Here is a 15793-nt window from a genome sequence, read left to right on the forward strand (position 1 = left end):
ATACCGGTTGCCCCTCCTTCGTCGTAAGCGTCCTTAGCGACAGTATCAACCCTGAATTATCGCTATCCAAAATGCGGCGGCCAGCCAACTATTTATCGGCTAGCGCTAGCACACTTAAGCTATTGTCCCTCATCTCCGAGGATATGACGATATATCACTTGTACTTGCTCAACTTGAGCGGCAACCTGCGTGAGAGGCACAACCCCCTCCTGCCCCTGTAGGGTCAACCTATGGCTGTTATCACGCAGTTGACAATAGGCCTGAGTCAACAATTCCGCTTCAGCGGCAGTCAGGATCGCCAATTCCGCCAAGTCAGCAAAAATGCGCACATTATCCGACCAGGTTGTCAGCACAGGATGGGCGTGACTGTGGGCCAGCACCAAATACTGGGCAATAAACTCAATATCCGTGATCCCACCGGCGCTCTGTTTTAAATCAAATTGATCGGGGCGCACATGTAGCAGATGGCTGCGCATTTTACTGCGCATATCCCGCACCTGAAGGGCTAATGCTGCAGGTTCGCGGGATTGCGCCAACACATGAGCCCGGATAGCACAAAAACGTTGCGCCAATTCGGCATCGCCATACGTAAAACGGGCTCGCACTAAGGCCTGATGTTCCCACGTCCAAGCTTCATTAGCCTGATAATCGCCAAAATGGCCAATTTCACTGACCAGTAAACCGGATGCACCGGAAGGTCGCAGACGCATATCCACGTCGTAGAGCGCACCGGAGACGGTGCGGGTAGAGAACAGATGCAAAATCCGCTGCGCCAGCTTGAGGTAAAAATGGCTGGCATCTATCTGCCGGTCGCCATTGGTCTGCACTCCAGGTGGGGCATTATGTAAAAACACCAAATCCAGATCTGAGCCATAACCCAGCTCAATTCCCCCCAGTTTGCCATAGCCCACGACCGCAAAGCCCAGCTCACCGGCTTGCAGATGAGCGGGGATGCCATGCCGCTTGGCTATCTGCTGCCAAGCATAGTGGATCACCTGCTCTATCATAGCTTGAGCTAAATAGGTCAGATGATCGCTGACCTGCATCACCGGCAAAATACCGGTAATATCCGCCGCCGCAATTTTCAGTTGCTGTGACAACTTAAACTGCCGCAGGCCTTCCATTTGCTGCTCCATATCATCTTCCGGGATCCGCAGCAGATATTGTCGTAACTCAGCAGGGTAATCATCCAAATCCGTGGTGTCGTACAACTGTACCGGATCGATTAATTCATCGAGCAGCATAGGGAAACGCGCTAATTGCTGGGCAATCCAAGGGCTGGCACTACAGAGCTTAACCAACTGCTGACGGGCACCGGGATTTTCGCACAATAGTTCCAGATAAGTAGTGCGGGTCAAAATCTGATCTAGCACCTGAGAAACCGGTACAAAGGCGGTGTGGGGCGAACTGAGTATAAACAGTTCTTCCAACAGCCGGGGCATCAGTCGGTCTAGGGTATCTCGTCCCCGTGGCCCGATAGTGCGGCGCATGGTCTGTTGCCGCCACTGACTCAACAATGGCCAAAAACTGTCACTGTCGATGCCATGGTTGGCCAACATGAACCGGGCATCCTCATCTTGCTGATCATGCCACAGGGCAATGGTCCAGTGCTCCCGCACATCGTCTTCATCTTCACCGCCAATGGTATCGAGAAAGTGCCGATGTACTTCAGCCATCACAGCAGTAATGTGCAACTGCAATGCCGCAGGATTGTCATAGCCCAGCACCCAGGATAATCGCAGCCAATCGAGGTCATTATCCGGTAAGCTCTGGGTTTGACGATCCGCCATGGCCTGTAGCAAGTTCTCCACCCGGCGCAGAAACACATACCCCTGCTGTAATTGTTCTATGGCCTGATATCCCAGCTGCCCAAGCTGATGCAGGGCGCTCAGTGCAGACATCAATCCCTGACAACGCAGTGATGGCTCACGCCCACCCCGGATCAGCTGAAAACTCTGCACCACGAACTCAACTTCCCGGATCCCGCCCGCGCCCAGTTTGATATTATTGGTCAATTGCCGGCGGCGGACTTCCCGGGTGATCAGCTGTTTCATTTTGCGCAGCGCTTCAATGGCAGAAAAATCAATATAACGGCGGTAAACAAATGGCCGCAGCATACGCTGTAAAGCATCACCGGCCTCCGTCTGTGGCCCCAGCACACGGGCTTTGACCATGGCATAACGTTCCCAATCTCGCCCCTGCTCCTGATAATAATCCTCAAATGCTGTGGCACTGACCACCAAAGGCCCACTTTCGCCATAGGGGCGCAGGCGCATATCCACCCGGAAGACAAAGCCATCACAAGTCACCTGATCCAGCAAGTTCACCAGCTTCTGTCCCATACGGGTAAAGAACTGCTGATTATCCAGTGCTCGCCGGCCGCCTTGGGTTTCGCCGTGCTCAGGGAAGACAAAAATCAAATCAATATCAGAAGAAAAATTCAGCTCCTGACCACCCAGTTTTCCCATCCCTAAAATCAACAGTGGCTGGGGTTGGCCTTGACGATCGCAGGGGGTGCCATAGCGCTGACATAAACGCTGATACAGCCAATCTCGGGCAGCAATAATCAGCGCCTCCGCCAGTTCAGATATTGCCACCAGCGCCTTTGCAACCGGAATTTGCCCGAGATTATCGAGACAAGCCAGCCGCACCAGATGCCGATTGCGGTATTGGCGCAATATTTTTTTCACCTGCTCATCATCAGTCATATCACTCAATAATGCCGCCAACGCCTGATGATGCACCGCCAAGCTGTCTGCCGGGTTCAAGGTTTGCGTCAACCAATCCGGGTGGCGACACAACTGCTCGGCAATAAAGTCGCTAAGCCCTAATACATGGCTTATTTGCTGCTGAGCAGCATCCGTTAACCCTTGCCACTGCGTCGGGGCATCCGCGATTAAACGCTGCAAATAACGCTCGGACTGCTGCTGCAAAAGTGATGGTAATTGGGATAACGGAGAGACGGCCATGGTGATTCCTGCACTGGTAATAGGCGCAACTATCTTACCGGAAAAATGACCAACTGCGAGTGGCCAATAACAGTGAAAAAGCAGTAAACACAGTAAAAACAATGTGCTTAATTACATTTAACGAGGGATTGATTGATACCGGTGCAGTTATTATCCTGACTCCATCCAACCCAAGCTGAAATGGAAAGTTCAAATGAGTGACTCCAGGCACTGGAAAGTACGGGATATGGAAGCACCAACCCCTATTGAGCTGGCGATGATGGTAATTTCGCTGGTTTCTGTAGTACTGGTACTGGTCCTGTCATTTGCCACGCTCGATCCCCAAACACGGGAATTGCTGTTCTTTATCGATACCGGGATCTGCTTTATTTTCCTCAGCCATTTTTTTATTGGCCTTGTTCGTGCCCGGGACAAAGGTTTTTTTATCAAGCGCCACTGGATTGATTTTGTCGCCAGTATTCCGGCAATAGAGCCGCTACGCATGATGCGCCTTTTTCAGATTTTGCGGGTGATCCGCTTAATCCGCATGACCCGCAGTCTATTAGTCCCGCTGTTACGGCAACGCGCCCAAACCACCCTGGCCAGCTTGCTCGTCGCCATGGTGCTGATCCTCAGTATCTCTTCTGTACTGATTCTATTAGTTGAAAGCGGTGCACCGGGAGCCAATATCCATACCGCCCAAGAGGCCATGTGGTGGGCAATTGTGACTATCTCCACGGTTGGATACGGTGATTTTTACCCTGTCACCACTGTAGGACATGTGGTCGGTACCCTCGTCATTATCTGCGGCGTCAGTTTTTTCGGGGTGATATCCGGTTATATGGCTTCTGTCTTTGTGGCGCCTGAGCAAAAAGAGCAAGCTAAAGAGCAGCAGCAAGAAATGCGTAATGAAGTGGAAGCCGTGCTCAAACGAATGGAAGAAAATCAAAGCAAAATGCTGGCGGAAATTGCCGAGCTAAAAGCCCGGCTAGAAAAATAAACGTCAAACTTGACGCGCTGTTAGCTTTGCAAGTTTTGTAGCCGCAATCTGGGGTTTCTTTATACAAGTCAGAGGCTTTGATAGAGCTTTGATCGATAGTTGCGCTACCTGATAAGCCGAGAACGCAGTCGAAAGGCTGCCCCCAACGCTATCAGCTCAATATGCGTTGTACCAGAGCCAACTGTAATTGACCATATTGCTTGTGCTGCCGCAGCGCTTGTAACTGCTTAGCAAGCGTATCGGTATCGCCGACCTGCTGAGAAGTTAACTGCAGTTGTTGCAGCAATGGCTGCCACACCAGCATTGCTGCCGCGCTATTATCCCTCGTTTTATCAGCTGGCGCGTTAACCAGCAGCGCTATTAATGCTGAGATTAATTGTGTTAACTGCGGCCACCATGCCTGGTGATGTTCTGCTGATGGGTGCAATGCTGCGTATTCAACCGCCGCATCTAATTGCTGCCAAAGCTCAACGCCCCGACTAAATGTCTCTATTAATACTGGCCCAGTTAACGGGCCAGAGGGTAGTTGAGTATCAGCTGGGACTACAGGTTTTGCCGAAGATAACCCGGCCAGTTGATAGCCACGCTGAGCTTTACTGGCTCGACCAAGTCGCACTGGCAGCCAGCCAGCAGCCTGCTGCGCTAATGCCAGTAATGCGGTAATTTGGCCCTCGAGCAGCTCAAACTCCAACTCGCAAATAGGCTCTGACTTGCCGCCACTGGTGATTACGCCCCGATCCAATGCCACCTCTACCCGGCCATAGGCTGTTTGTACATGCCAGCACTGACGACAAAAATCTGTGCTGAACAAACATTTAAGCGACTGACCCAGCGCCGGAATGTCGCTCCCAACCGGCCAAATTTCTGACGGGAATAACGTTAGATCCGGCACATCAGCCTGGATATCAATATTGTATTCTGGGCGCGAATGGATCCCACCGGCGACTTTGCCGGCAGTTTTAATGGTTTGTTCACGATGGGTGCCATTGCCACGCACCCTTAGCCCCATATCCCAATGACGCAATTGCAAATCTGGGGTATCAAAATAGCGGTTGGTTAACTCTAAGTCGGGCAGACGCTGCGCCTGAGGCAGGCTATTTAAGCCCTGCTCCAATGCGGCGTAATCCGCCTCTGAGAAGAAAAGTTTTAGTTCAATTTCAGCGGCCATGGGGAAAACTCTGTGGCAAGGTAATGGAAAATCATGAATGTGACATTCTGTTCAGACAATGTCATATTGCTGTCATAAAAAGGCTCTAGGATTTGCGCGCTGACGTTAATAAATAGCGCGTTAGCATAAAAACTGTGCATCGCTATATAAAAACACAGTTTCAATACGCGGACGCATGGGGTAACATTCGCCCGCTTTTTCCACTATAGGGAATAACCTAAATAGGTACACGGCTATGCCAGTAAACTCTATTTTAGGCGTGTTTGCAAAATCGCCAATCAAGCCTCTACAAGAGCATATCGACAAAGTATACGATTGCGCATCTGTACTTGTCCCATTTTTCGAAGCAACTATCGCAGGCGACTGGGATAGTGCCGTTGCACAGAGAAAGCAAATCAGTCAAAAAGAACGTGAAGCGGACGCATTAAAGCGTGAAATCCGTCTGCATCTGCCCGGTGGACTGTTTATGCCGGTTGAACGGACTGACTTGCTGGAACTGGTGACCCAACAGGATAAAATTGCCAATAAAGCAAAAGATATCTCCGGCCGGGTAATTGGCCGTCAACTCTTAGTCCCTCAAGCTATGCAGGATCCTTTTATCGCTTACCTCCACCGCTGTTTAGATGCTGTGGCGCTGGCGAAAAAAGCGATTAATGAACTGGACGATCTGCTGGAAACGGGTTTCCGCGGACGGGAAGTAGACCTGGTAGCCAAAATGATCAGTGAACTCGATGCTATCGAGGAGGACACTGACGATCTTCAAATTCAGGTGCGTCGGCAACTGTTTGCCATGGAAGCTGAGCTAAATCCTATCGATGTGATGTTCCTTTACAAGATCATCGAATGGGTTGGCGACTTGGCAGATTTGGCCGAGCGGGTTGGTTCCCGTTTAGAGCTGATGCTAGCTCGCGTCTGATAACAAGATTTCAAGGTAACAACATGGTTGATGTATTAGTAACCCATGGCACGCTGTTAATTGGGATAGCGGCGCTGTTTGGATTTTTGATGGCGTGGGGCATTGGTGCCAATGATGTGGCTAATGCCATGGGCACTTCTGTAGGCTCCAACGCTATCACGATTAAACAGGCAATTATCATCGCAATGATCTTCGAATTCGCGGGCGCATATCTGGCCGGCGGCGAAGTGACCAGCACCATTCGTAAAGGCATTATTGACTCGTCCTATTTTATCAATCAGCCTGAACTGCTGGTATACGGGATGATATCTGCTTTGCTGGCAGCCGGTATTTGGCTGGTTGCAGCGTCAGCATTGGGCTGGCCGGTATCGACCACTCACTCTATTGTGGGTGCCATTATCGGTTTCGCTTCTGTGGGCGTTGGCGTTGATGCGGTCGCCTGGAGCAAAGTAGGCGGGATTGTCGGTTCCTGGATTGTCACCCCGGCGATTTCCGGTTTTATCGCTTTTGTCATTTTCCAAAGCGTACAAAAACTGATTTTTAACACAGCTGATCCGCTGGCCAATGCGAAGCGCTATGTGCCTTTCTATATGGCGCTGGCAGGCTTTATTATGTCTTTGGTGACGATTGCCAAAGGTCTGAAGCACATTGGTCTGCAACTGACATCCAATGAAGCCTACCTGCTGGCATTAGCAATCGCGGTGGCTGTGGGTATTTTCGGTAAAATTGCCATTACCCGTCTGAAAGTTACCGGCGTAACCGGCACTGGCACTGATACCCAGTTTGGCGATGTTGAAAAAGTATTCGCTATCCTGATGGTAGTGACAGCCTGCTGTATGGCATTTGCTCACGGCTCTAATGATGTGGCAAACGCTATTGGCCCTTTAGCTGCGGTAGTTTCTGTGGTTGAAAGCGGTGGTAATATTTCCTCTCAGGCTGCTATTGCATGGTGGATTCTGCCCTTGGGCGCTTTTGGTATCGTATTCGGTCTGGCCATTTTTGGTAAGCGCGTAATGCAAACCATTGGCAAGAATATTACCCACCTGACCCCAAGCCGCGGTTTTGCCGCTGAGCTGGCTGCAGCCTCGACTGTCGTGATTGCTTCAGGTACTGGTCTGCCAATCTCCACCACCCAAACCTTGGTTGGTGCAGTTTTAGGTGTGGGTATGGCCCGTGGTATCGCCGCAATCAATATCGGCGTAGTTCGCAATATTGTTGTCTCTTGGGTAGTTACTCTGCCTGCAGGTGCGGCATTATCTATTGTGTTCTTCTACATTATCAAAGCATCATTTGAATAAGCGTCAATAGATGTCAAAATTACAAGAGGGAAGTCAATTGACTTCCCTCTTGCATTACATGCTCTTAATCCATAGCATGTGAAACAGACCACTTATAGAGAGAATGCTTCCGTGTTTCGAGTCCTCACTCTGGTAGCCATGTTACTGGTTTCACCGACTTTATTTGCCAAAGGCCAGACCAACTATATCTCAGAAGATATTTATGTATTTGTACATGGTGGACCGGGTAACCAATTCCGCATCATCGGCAGCGTCGAAGCCGGGCAGCCGGTTCAGTTGCTAGGGAAAACCCAAGACGATTACAGCCAAATCATTGACCATAAAGGCCGTGAAGGCTGGGTATTAACCAGCCAGCTGCAAGCTAGCCCAAGTTTCCGGGTGGTTGAACCTGATCTGCGCAGCAAATTGAAAGCCAGCCAAGATAAGCTGCAACAGGCGATGACCAGCGGTCAAAGTCAAAAAAGTCAGATCACATCTGCTAATGAGCAAATCAGCCAGCTAAAAGCGGCTCTGGAAACCGCGTCTCAGGAGCGTGACACCGCAAAAGCAGAACTGGCCAATATGGTTGATGACCAAAATTATGATATGTGGCGACAAGGCGGCATGATTGCTGGCTTTGGCCTTATCTTAGGTCTGATTGTGGCTTACCTGCCACGACCTCAGCGTCGTAATAAAAATCGCTGGATGTAACGTCTACGCTGTTAAAAAGCCACCTACGGGTGGTTTTTTTATTGCCTAAACGATTGGCCAAAGCGATTGCCTTAGCAAGCACGGGAAGGCCTTATTCGTGATAAGGCAAGCTCATAAAGCATATTCCCCCGGCTACGCCTCATCTCTCGCTTAGCTGCTCATTTAGCAATAATAGGCCTAAGAGGGCATTACAAGATAAGCGTATTAGCCCATACAGGGTGAATAGGGTGAAAATGCCAAACCGGTAGAAAGACGTCGCGTGATATCGCAACGATTGGGGCTGAAAATGGCTCCAGCCCTGATAAACCGTAATTACTTACGGTTTCGCTTAAACGCGGTCAACAAACGGTTACCGTATTTGCCAGTACTGACATAATCATTAGCATCCAGATACTGCAGATACAGACCTGTCATCGCCATTTTGAAATTAAGCCAGGTGATACCCCGTGACAAGGTCGCGGGCAATGACACCACAACCCCTAATACTGTCAGCGTCAAACTGAGCATCAGCCACAGCGTCATCGGCAGGGTGCGAAAAAATTTAGTGAGCTGCAACATAACTCTTCTCAACAGGAACTGCTAAAGCAGCCATTTTACCGGTCAGCTGATGAGCTTTCAGTTAATTCCGCTTCATACTCTGGGCTGACACGACTCAGACTATAGGGTTTTATGCTGTTTATTCACGCAGTTAACAGCATTATCCAGCCGAAAAATTGGTTTGCAAAAGTCTTGTTATTGCCAAGGTTTATCAAGTGTACTCACCTCGCCTAAAGCCCACTGCAAGCCAATTGCATCTCGCTGGCAAATCAGGTAATTTCCCAAATATTCACACAGTTAACATCATATTAAACAGAGACTAACTCAGAGCAGAACTTACCTATCTTTTCGCCGACACAGGTAGCATGCCCGCTATGGGCAATCAGGTGCGGCGGCCGCCAACAGGGAGCACACGATGTTTGAGGCCAAAGAAGTACTGAGCGGACACTATCAAAACGCCACCCCAGCAGAGCTATTTACACTGATCAGCCCGCATTATGCTATTGATGAAGACCATTATCTGCCGCAGTTAATGACACTGGTCCCCGGCAGTGGCCGGGATATTGCCCAAATCACCCAACAAGCTGCCAATTTGGTCAACCAAGTGCGGAATATCGATAAAAAAGGGTTGATGGTCGGCATTGATGCTTTTTTGCAGCAATACAGTCTAGAAACTGAAGAAGGCATTATTCTGATGTGCCTGGCTGAAGCACTATTGCGTATTCCTGATGCTGCGACGGCCAGCGCCTTGATAGAAGATAAACTATCAGGTGCTAGCTGGGATAAACATCTAAAACAAAGTGACTCTACCTTGGTTAATGCCTCAACTTGGGGGCTGATGCTCACCGGTAAAATCGTCGCGCCCGATAAAGATATGACTGGCAGTCCGGGAACCCTGCTTAACCGACTACTCAATAAAGTGGGGGAGCCCGTTATTCGCAACGCCATGTATGGCGCGATGAAAATTATGGGGCGGCAATTTGTATTGGGGCAAGATATCCAACAGGCGCTGAAAAACAGCGAGTGCGAGCGCAGTAAAGGCCGTTGCCACAGTTATGATATGTTGGGTGAAGCTGCACTCACCGCTGCAGATGCGGCAAAATATTATCAGGACTATGCCGCAGCAATTACGGCCATAGGCTCCCAAGCCTATGAGGATAACGCTCCTCGTCCAACCATCTCAATCAAACTCTCTGCCCTGCACCCCAGATATGAAACGGCGCAACAGCAGCGGGTGATTACAGAGTTATATGATAAAGTCTGCGCCCTGATCACCCTCGCGCGGCAGCATCAGGTCGGTATATCCATTGATGCCGAAGAAGCGGACCGGCTGGAGCTTTCCCTCACCTTGTTTCAGCAGCTGTATCAAAGTAAGGCGGCAAAAGGCTGGGGACAGCTGGGTATAGTGGTACAAGCATACTCCAAGCGGGCGCTGCCGGTGCTGGTCTGGCTAACCGCCCTTGGTCGTCAGCAAGGAGATAGCATCCCGGTACGACTGGTTAAAGGTGCCTATTGGGACAGTGAAATCAAATGGGCACAGATCCGCGGGGATACGGGCTATCCGGTATTTACCCGCAAAGCGGGAACCGATATCTCTTATCTGGCCTGCGCCCGTTACCTATTGAGTGACGCAACTATTGATGTCATCCAGCCCCAGTTTGCAACCCATAATGCCCAAACGGTTACAGCCATTAACGCAATGGCTGGTACCCGTACAATAGAGTTTCAACGCTTACACGGCATGGGGCAGGATCTGTACGACTGTTTTCTGGCCAACAGCACAGCGTCGGCATTATCAAGCGAGAATGTTCAGCATACTGAAAACACCCCACTTAGCCATAATCAAACAGCTCATATCCGCATTTACGCCCCGGTCGGTGCCCACAAAGATCTCCTGCCCTATCTGGTCAGGCGACTGCTGGAAAATGGAGCCAACACTTCTTTTGTACACAAATTGGTTGACCCGGCAACACCGGTTGCTGGGCTGGTAGAGCATCCACTGATCACTCTGCGTCAATGTGCCACCCCAGCCAATCACAATATTCCTTTACCGCGGGATATTTTTGCCGACCGAGTTAACTCAGCGGGGATTAACCTGGCTATTCACAGCCAGTCCGCGCCACTATTTACCGCTCTGGACACTTTTGCGAAGCAGCAATGGCAGGCTCATCCGCTCGTGTTTCAGTCTCCCCCGCATTACGCCAGTTATGACAGCTATGCGGCAGATACCGCAGGAAATCCAGAAAGTAGGGATAATACCAAGGTGCCGGGTGATGATGACTATCCGGAAAATAATAGCCAAGCATTGTGGCACAGCGTGCTTAGCCCCTATGACAGAAGTCAACTGGTTGGCCGGGTGCAATATGCCAGTGCCGATGACGTTACCCAAGCCCTGAGCTGTGCGCAACAAGCCTTTCCCCGCTGGCGCGATACTAAGGTGACACAGCGGGCTGCGATGCTACAGCAACTGGCGATACTGCTGGAAGATCACCGGGATGAACTGATTGCCCTGTGCTGTCTCGAAGCCGGTAAAACCTTGCAAGATGGTATTGATGAAGTGCGCGAAGCGGTAGATTTCTGTCGTTATTACGCCAATCATGCAACCAGTCTGATGGCAAGGCCACAAGTCATGCCCGGACCGACAGGAGAGCGTAATGAGCTATCACTGCACGGGCGAGGCGTGTTTGTCTGTATCAGTCCATGGAATTTCCCCTTAGCGATATTCCTCGGTCAAATAACCGCGGCGCTGGCAACGGGTAACTGCGTGATCGCCAAACCTGCCGAGCAAACCTGTCTTATTGGTTTCAGGGCTGTCGAATTGGCATATCAGGCTGGTATTCCCAAAGATGTGCTGCAGTTTCTCCCCGGCACTGGCACTGAGGTTGGTGCTCAGCTAACCACGGCAGCAGGTATCGCTGGCGTTTGCTTTACTGGGTCAACCCTCACAGCCAAAGCCATCAATAGCAACTTAGCTCAGCGGGATGGTGCGATTATCCCGCTTATCGCCGAAACCGGTGGCCAAAATGCCATGATAGTGGACTCAACCTCACTGCCAGAGCAGGTGGTCACCGATGTGGTGGCCTCGGCCTTTACCAGTGCCGGTCAGCGCTGCTCAGCCTTACGAGTACTGTATCTGCAAGAGGAAATAGCTGATCAGATGATTACGCTGCTGCAAGGCGCAATGGATGAACTCAGTTTGGGCAACCCTTGTTGTTACAGCACAGATATAGGCCCGGTGATCAGTGCGCAGGCTCAGAGTCAGCTTTATCATCATATTGAGCGCTGGCAACAAAACGGGGGACTTATCCATCAGCGTCCTTTGCCTCAACACTGTAGTAGTGGCACATTTGTGCCACCCACGGCCTTGTCTATCAATAGCATCAGCGAATTAGAACAGGAACAATTCGGCCCAGTACTGCATATTGTCCGTTATGCCAGTGATGAACTGGATAAAGTCATCGCCGATATTAATGCCACCGGATTTGGCCTAACGCTCGGGATCCACAGTCGCAATGAAAGCCATGCTTTAGCGCTGGCGGCGAAGCTGGATGTGGGGAATGTCTATATCAACCGTAATCAGATTGGCGCGGTTGTCGGGGTGCAGCCGTTCGGTGGACATGGGCTATCAGGAACCGGGCCTAAGGCCGGTGGTCCACTTTATTTAACCCGCTTTGTAACAGAGAAAACCTGCAGCAATAATATTACCGCCATCGGCGGCAATGCCACGTTGCTGTCGCAGACAGATTAATCAGTCTGCCCTCGTACAATAAAGGTAATGCCAAAAAGAGCCAGCATTGCGCCGGCTCTTTTAACTATGCAACTTATCAACGCCTTGGTCTTGTATAGTGCATCCTCAAAACGTTGCAAAAACAAGCTGTAAAAGATCCTAGTCTTTTTTCCGCCCCAAGACTTTCAGCCCAGCAGTACCATCTTTGGCTTCACCAAATACTTCGATATTTTTAACACAGCGACGGTAAGCAAATTTACGCCAGTCAGTGCTGTCGCCTTTTTTCACGTCACGGTAAAAGTTGATGGTACGGGTTTCACCGTTTTGGAAGGTAAATACCGCTTTACGCAGTTTTAAATCCCGCTCGGCGCGGATTTTAATGGCATCGGTTTTACGGCAAACAATCAGCGGGATTTTGGCACCATGGTTGCCATCTTCCAGCAAAATAGTGCGACCCAGCGTGATGTTTTCAGCCGCCTGAACACCGGCTGCGCCCATTAATGTCACGCCAGCCAACATAGCTAATACAGTTTTTTTCATCATAATTTTGTATCTCAATAGCAGGGAATGCCACAGTGCTGCATCGCACCGCGAAGTGAGGCTATATTAGTCCTGCATGAGATACCCAGCTATCAGCTTCGACGTAAATTCTGATCTCGCCGACAATTTGCTTTTTGGAGCTATCACCACAAGTTACACCTGTATCAACCGCAACGACACCTCTGATACCTTGGCAGTAAAAATGTCGCAAAACCAAAAAGTAATGACCAAACAATACGACCCACTTGCCTACGGCAATAAAGGAAAAGAATGATAAAAAAACCCAGCGAGGCAAACGCCTACGCTGGGGTCATTTCAGCAGGTGAGATAGGATCAGGCTTCTTCGCCAAACTCACCATAGGTTAAATCAACCAGTTCACCCACGTGCACCTCTGTCACCATTGGATGCTGTGCCAACCAGCTTTGCAGCTCAGTGCGATCTTGCTCTGTTGGGCTACCATAGCGAGCTTCCGGCATAACAAATGCGTCGCAGCGACCGTGGGACGCCCCACACACAGTGCTTAAATCCCGCGCTTCCATCCAGCAGATCAGCTCATCGCTAAACTGGTCATAATCAGCATCCGTCTGACAGGCCAAACTGCACTGTACTTGAAAACCGAAAACCGCAAATTCCCCCAGATAGAGCTTTTTACGCAGCCGTTTGGATTTATTATCAACCTTGTCCAACTTCATCATGTTTCACCTAACCGATAATTACGATGTCTGACAGGCATCATACTGCGGCCAATTTAGCAGTGCCAGATAAAGGCTACGATTTACCACAGATTGCCGTAGAAACAGACAAAAAAGGCGGATGAAAAACATCCGCCTGCAAATCCATCGCTCAACTTAGTGTTACATTATTGCTGAGGATAGAAACGCACCTGGTTGTTACCAGCCTTACCGTCCAATACAGCAAACTGCCCCTGTACCACAGAAATGGCTCCAATTTTTAAGACAGTGATTAAGAGCAAATAATCTGCTTTAATTGTAAACAACAAAAGGAGCAGAGCATGAGCAAAAAAAGGAAAAATCACTCGCCGACATTCAAGGCTAAAGTTGCACTCGCTGCGGCCAAGGGAAACAAGACGCTGGCTCAACTTTCTTCTGAATTTGGTATCCATCAATCCCAGATTGGCAAATGGAAGCAGGAGCTTCTAGATAATGCCTCGACCCTGTTTGAAAGCAAGGCTGACAAGGCTAAAAAGAACGAAGTCGACTGTGAAAAACTCCATGCAAAAATCGGTCAACTGACCATGGAAAATGATTTTTTAGCCAAAGTGCTCGGTCGTTAACGAGAGCACAACGGAAAAATAAAGTCGACCGTAAGGATAAATTGCCCGTTTTACACCAGTGTCGTTTGTTGGGTATTAGCCGCTCTAGCGCCTATTACGAGCCTGCTCCGTTTTCAGCAGAGCAGCTTGAAATCATGCGCCGGATAGATCAAATTCATCTGAAACACCCGTTTTATGGCAGCCGTAAAATCACGCTGGAACTTTGTGCCAGTGGCTTTCATGTCAACCGTAAACGGGTGCAGAGACTGATGCGTTTAATGGACATTGTGCCTCTGTACCCAAAGAAGCAAACATCTCGGCCCAATCAGGCTCATACCATTTATCCGTACTTACTGCGTGAGCTGAGTATTGAGCGGGCAGATCAGGTCTGGGCCACGGATATCACCTATATTCCGATGGAAAAAGGGTTTGCTTATCTGATCGCCATCATCGACTGGCATAGCCGAAAAGTGCTGGCATGGCGCATGTCCAATACCATGGATACACAGTTTTGTCTTGATGCACTCGATGAGGCATTGGCCAAATACGGTAAGCCTGAGATTTTCAATACCGATCAGGGTAGTCAGTTTACCAGTGATGCGTTTACCGGCAGGCTGAAAGAAATGGATATCAGGATTAGCATGGATGGCAAGGGGCGTTGGGTAGATAATGTGTTTATTGAGCGACTCTGGCGGAGCTTGAAATATGAGGAGGTGTATATCAAAGCTTATGGCACTATTACAGAGGCAGAACTTGCTATTGGTGAATATTTCGTGTTCTATAACGAACAGAGATTTCATCAGGGACTGAATAATCACACACCTGATCAAGTCTATTTCGCTAAAAAGAAGTTTGCCGCTTAACCAAACAGATTATTTCTCTTAAAAGATGAAAAATCTGTCTAACCAATTGGGTCCAGCTTACCCAAAAGGTGCTAGACACAAAGCAGCAGTCATGCTAATCACAGTGAATGAGTCGAGAAAAAGGGAAAGAGAAAGGAAAATAAAAAGAAGTGGAAGAGATTGAGATAACCAATGATGATACGGGAAGCCCCCACAAAACCCCAATTAGACATCACACCAATTAGGGTTTTGATACCATAAACGACTTAGTCTTACCGCACAAATTATCGCGCGGTATCGGCTTCTACACGACGACCAAGTTGTCGTAAGCTTGTATCCTGCGCTTGAGTTAATGGGTAGATTTTGCTGATGCGACAAGGAATATCGGGATTATCTGGCGTTGCCACTGAATCAAATTTAGCTGATAGCGAGGATGACATGCTCTGCTCGGTTAACAGTGCATTGGCAAAACTCAACCCCGAACAGCGGGAAGCCAATTCAATCAAATAAGGCTTAAAAGGGGTGGTTCTGATAATCAGATAGTTTTCCCCCAATGATGCCCAGCTATCCAAGTTAAACGTGGTAATACGCTTTACCGGTTGCAGCTGCCATTGCCGCACTTGTTTGCTGACTTCAGACTGCCATTGTGCATTAGATAAATTATTGCCGGCACAGCTCGCCAACAAACCGGTTAGCATCAGGATCATCAGTGTTTTCATCGTTTCTCCTTGATCTTAATTATCACTCAGTTAACCATTTCACTTTAGCGGCAACATTGTACAAATAACAATCAAAATCAAGCTGTCGACTAACATCCCTCAGTCAGTGTCAATTTTCGCGGACAACCCGCCGC

Annotated in this window: 12 protein-coding genes; 6 read left to right on the forward strand and 6 right to left on the reverse strand. The window is 49.3% G+C overall.

Features of this window, described 5'->3' with window-relative positions:
* Positions 1 to 119 precede the first annotated feature (119 nt).
* Complete coding sequence (gene glnE, locus NFHSH190041_RS15775) at positions 120 to 2969, reverse strand: bifunctional [glutamate--ammonia ligase]-adenylyl-L-tyrosine phosphorylase/[glutamate--ammonia-ligase] adenylyltransferase (RefSeq protein ID WP_261922700.1); 2850 nt, start codon at positions 2967 to 2969, stop codon at positions 120 to 122.
* A gap of 193 nt (positions 2970 to 3162) precedes the next feature.
* On the opposite strand from glnE, the gene NFHSH190041_RS15780 reads away from it, so the two are divergent.
* Positions 3163 to 3948: an ion transporter gene (locus NFHSH190041_RS15780; protein ID WP_261922701.1), complete on the forward strand. Its 786-nt coding sequence runs from the start codon at positions 3163 to 3165 to the stop codon at positions 3946 to 3948.
* Positions 3949 to 4099: 151 nt separating this feature from the next.
* On the opposite strand, the gene NFHSH190041_RS15785 is transcribed toward NFHSH190041_RS15780, so the two are convergent.
* Positions 4100 to 5116, reverse strand: coding sequence for an inorganic triphosphatase (locus tag NFHSH190041_RS15785; protein ID WP_261922702.1), 1017 nt, complete (start codon positions 5114 to 5116; stop codon positions 4100 to 4102).
* A gap of 235 nt (positions 5117 to 5351) precedes the next feature.
* Here NFHSH190041_RS15785 and NFHSH190041_RS15790 point away from each other — a divergent pair, with 235 nt between their 5' ends.
* From NFHSH190041_RS15790 to NFHSH190041_RS15800, 3 genes are all read left to right on the forward strand, one after another.
* Positions 5352 to 6032 carry a TIGR00153 family protein gene (locus NFHSH190041_RS15790; RefSeq protein WP_261922703.1) on the forward strand — a complete coding sequence of 227 codons (681 nt, stop codon included), beginning with the start codon at positions 5352 to 5354 and terminating at the stop codon, positions 6030 to 6032.
* A gap of 23 nt (positions 6033 to 6055) precedes the next feature.
* On the forward strand, positions 6056 to 7330 hold the full coding sequence (locus tag NFHSH190041_RS15795) for an inorganic phosphate transporter (RefSeq protein ID WP_261922704.1): 1275 nt from the start codon (positions 6056 to 6058) through the stop codon (positions 7328 to 7330).
* A gap of 111 nt (positions 7331 to 7441) precedes the next feature.
* Positions 7442 to 8020: a TIGR04211 family SH3 domain-containing protein gene (locus NFHSH190041_RS15800; RefSeq protein ID WP_261922705.1), complete on the forward strand. Its 579-nt coding sequence runs from the start codon at positions 7442 to 7444 to the stop codon at positions 8018 to 8020.
* A 312-nt stretch (positions 8021 to 8332) separates the two neighbouring features.
* Here the strand turns inward: NFHSH190041_RS15800 and NFHSH190041_RS15805 are convergent, their stop codons facing one another.
* Positions 8333 to 8578: a hypothetical protein gene (locus NFHSH190041_RS15805; protein ID WP_261922706.1), complete on the reverse strand. Its 246-nt coding sequence runs from the start codon at positions 8576 to 8578 to the stop codon at positions 8333 to 8335.
* A 394-nt stretch (positions 8579 to 8972) separates the two neighbouring features.
* Between NFHSH190041_RS15805 and putA the strand changes: the two genes are divergently transcribed.
* The gene (putA, locus tag NFHSH190041_RS15810; RefSeq protein ID WP_261922707.1) at positions 8973 to 12305 is read left to right on the forward strand and encodes a bifunctional proline dehydrogenase/L-glutamate gamma-semialdehyde dehydrogenase PutA; all 3333 of its coding nucleotides are present in this window, start codon (positions 8973 to 8975) and stop codon (positions 12303 to 12305) included.
* A gap of 138 nt (positions 12306 to 12443) precedes the next feature.
* Here the strand turns inward: putA and NFHSH190041_RS15815 are convergent, their stop codons facing one another.
* Both NFHSH190041_RS15815 and NFHSH190041_RS15820 read right to left on the reverse strand, forming a co-directional pair.
* Entirely contained in the window at positions 12444 to 12827 is a 384-nt protein-coding gene (locus tag NFHSH190041_RS15815; protein ID WP_261922708.1) for a DUF2541 family protein, read from the reverse strand.
* A 330-nt stretch (positions 12828 to 13157) separates the two neighbouring features.
* The gene (locus NFHSH190041_RS15820) at positions 13158 to 13520 is read right to left on the reverse strand and encodes a YggL family protein (protein ID WP_261922709.1); all 363 of its coding nucleotides are present in this window, start codon (positions 13518 to 13520) and stop codon (positions 13158 to 13160) included.
* Positions 13521 to 13837: 317 nt separating this feature from the next.
* Between NFHSH190041_RS15820 and NFHSH190041_RS15825 the strand changes: the two genes are divergently transcribed.
* Positions 13838 to 14961, forward strand: a protein-coding gene (locus NFHSH190041_RS15825) for an IS3 family transposase (protein WP_261921917.1) whose coding sequence is annotated in 2 segments (ribosomal slippage) — positions 13838 to 14090 and positions 14090 to 14961 — 1125 coding nt in all. Because the reading frame shifts where the segments join, the coding sequence is not laid out codon by codon here.
* 263 nt (positions 14962 to 15224) lie between these two features.
* Here the strand turns inward: NFHSH190041_RS15825 and NFHSH190041_RS15830 are convergent.
* Positions 15225 to 15659 carry a DUF6491 family protein gene (locus NFHSH190041_RS15830; RefSeq protein WP_261922710.1) on the reverse strand — a complete coding sequence of 145 codons (435 nt, stop codon included), beginning with the start codon at positions 15657 to 15659 and terminating at the stop codon, positions 15225 to 15227.
* Positions 15660 to 15793: the final 134 nt, after the last annotated feature.

The sequence above is a fragment of the Shewanella sp. NFH-SH190041 genome, assembly GCF_024363255.1.
Lineage (GTDB): Bacteria > Pseudomonadota > Gammaproteobacteria > Enterobacterales > Shewanellaceae > Shewanella.

Coding starts and splice junctions, on each gene's coding strand:
- putA (WP_261922707.1), top strand. CDS start 8,973: ATGTTTGAGGCCAAAGAAGTACTGAGCGGACACTATCAAAACGCCACC.
- NFHSH190041_RS15795 (WP_261922704.1), top strand. CDS start 6,056: ATGGTTGATGTATTAGTAACCCATGGCACGCTGTTAATTGGGATAGCG.
- NFHSH190041_RS15785 (WP_261922702.1), bottom strand. CDS start 5,116: ATGGCCGCTGAAATTGAACTAAAACTTTTCTTCTCAGAGGCGGATTAC.
- NFHSH190041_RS15790 (WP_261922703.1), top strand. CDS start 5,352: ATGCCAGTAAACTCTATTTTAGGCGTGTTTGCAAAATCGCCAATCAAG.
- NFHSH190041_RS15815 (WP_261922708.1), bottom strand. CDS start 12,827: ATGATGAAAAAAACTGTATTAGCTATGTTGGCTGGCGTGACATTAATG.
- NFHSH190041_RS15805 (WP_261922706.1), bottom strand. CDS start 8,578: ATGTTGCAGCTCACTAAATTTTTTCGCACCCTGCCGATGACGCTGTGG.
- NFHSH190041_RS15820 (WP_261922709.1), bottom strand. CDS start 13,520: ATGATGAAGTTGGACAAGGTTGATAATAAATCCAAACGGCTGCGTAAA.
- NFHSH190041_RS15830 (WP_261922710.1), bottom strand. CDS start 15,659: ATGAAAACACTGATGATCCTGATGCTAACCGGTTTGTTGGCGAGCTGT.
- NFHSH190041_RS15780 (WP_261922701.1), top strand. CDS start 3,163: ATGAGTGACTCCAGGCACTGGAAAGTACGGGATATGGAAGCACCAACC.
- glnE (WP_261922700.1), bottom strand. CDS start 2,969: ATGGCCGTCTCTCCGTTATCCCAATTACCATCACTTTTGCAGCAGCAG.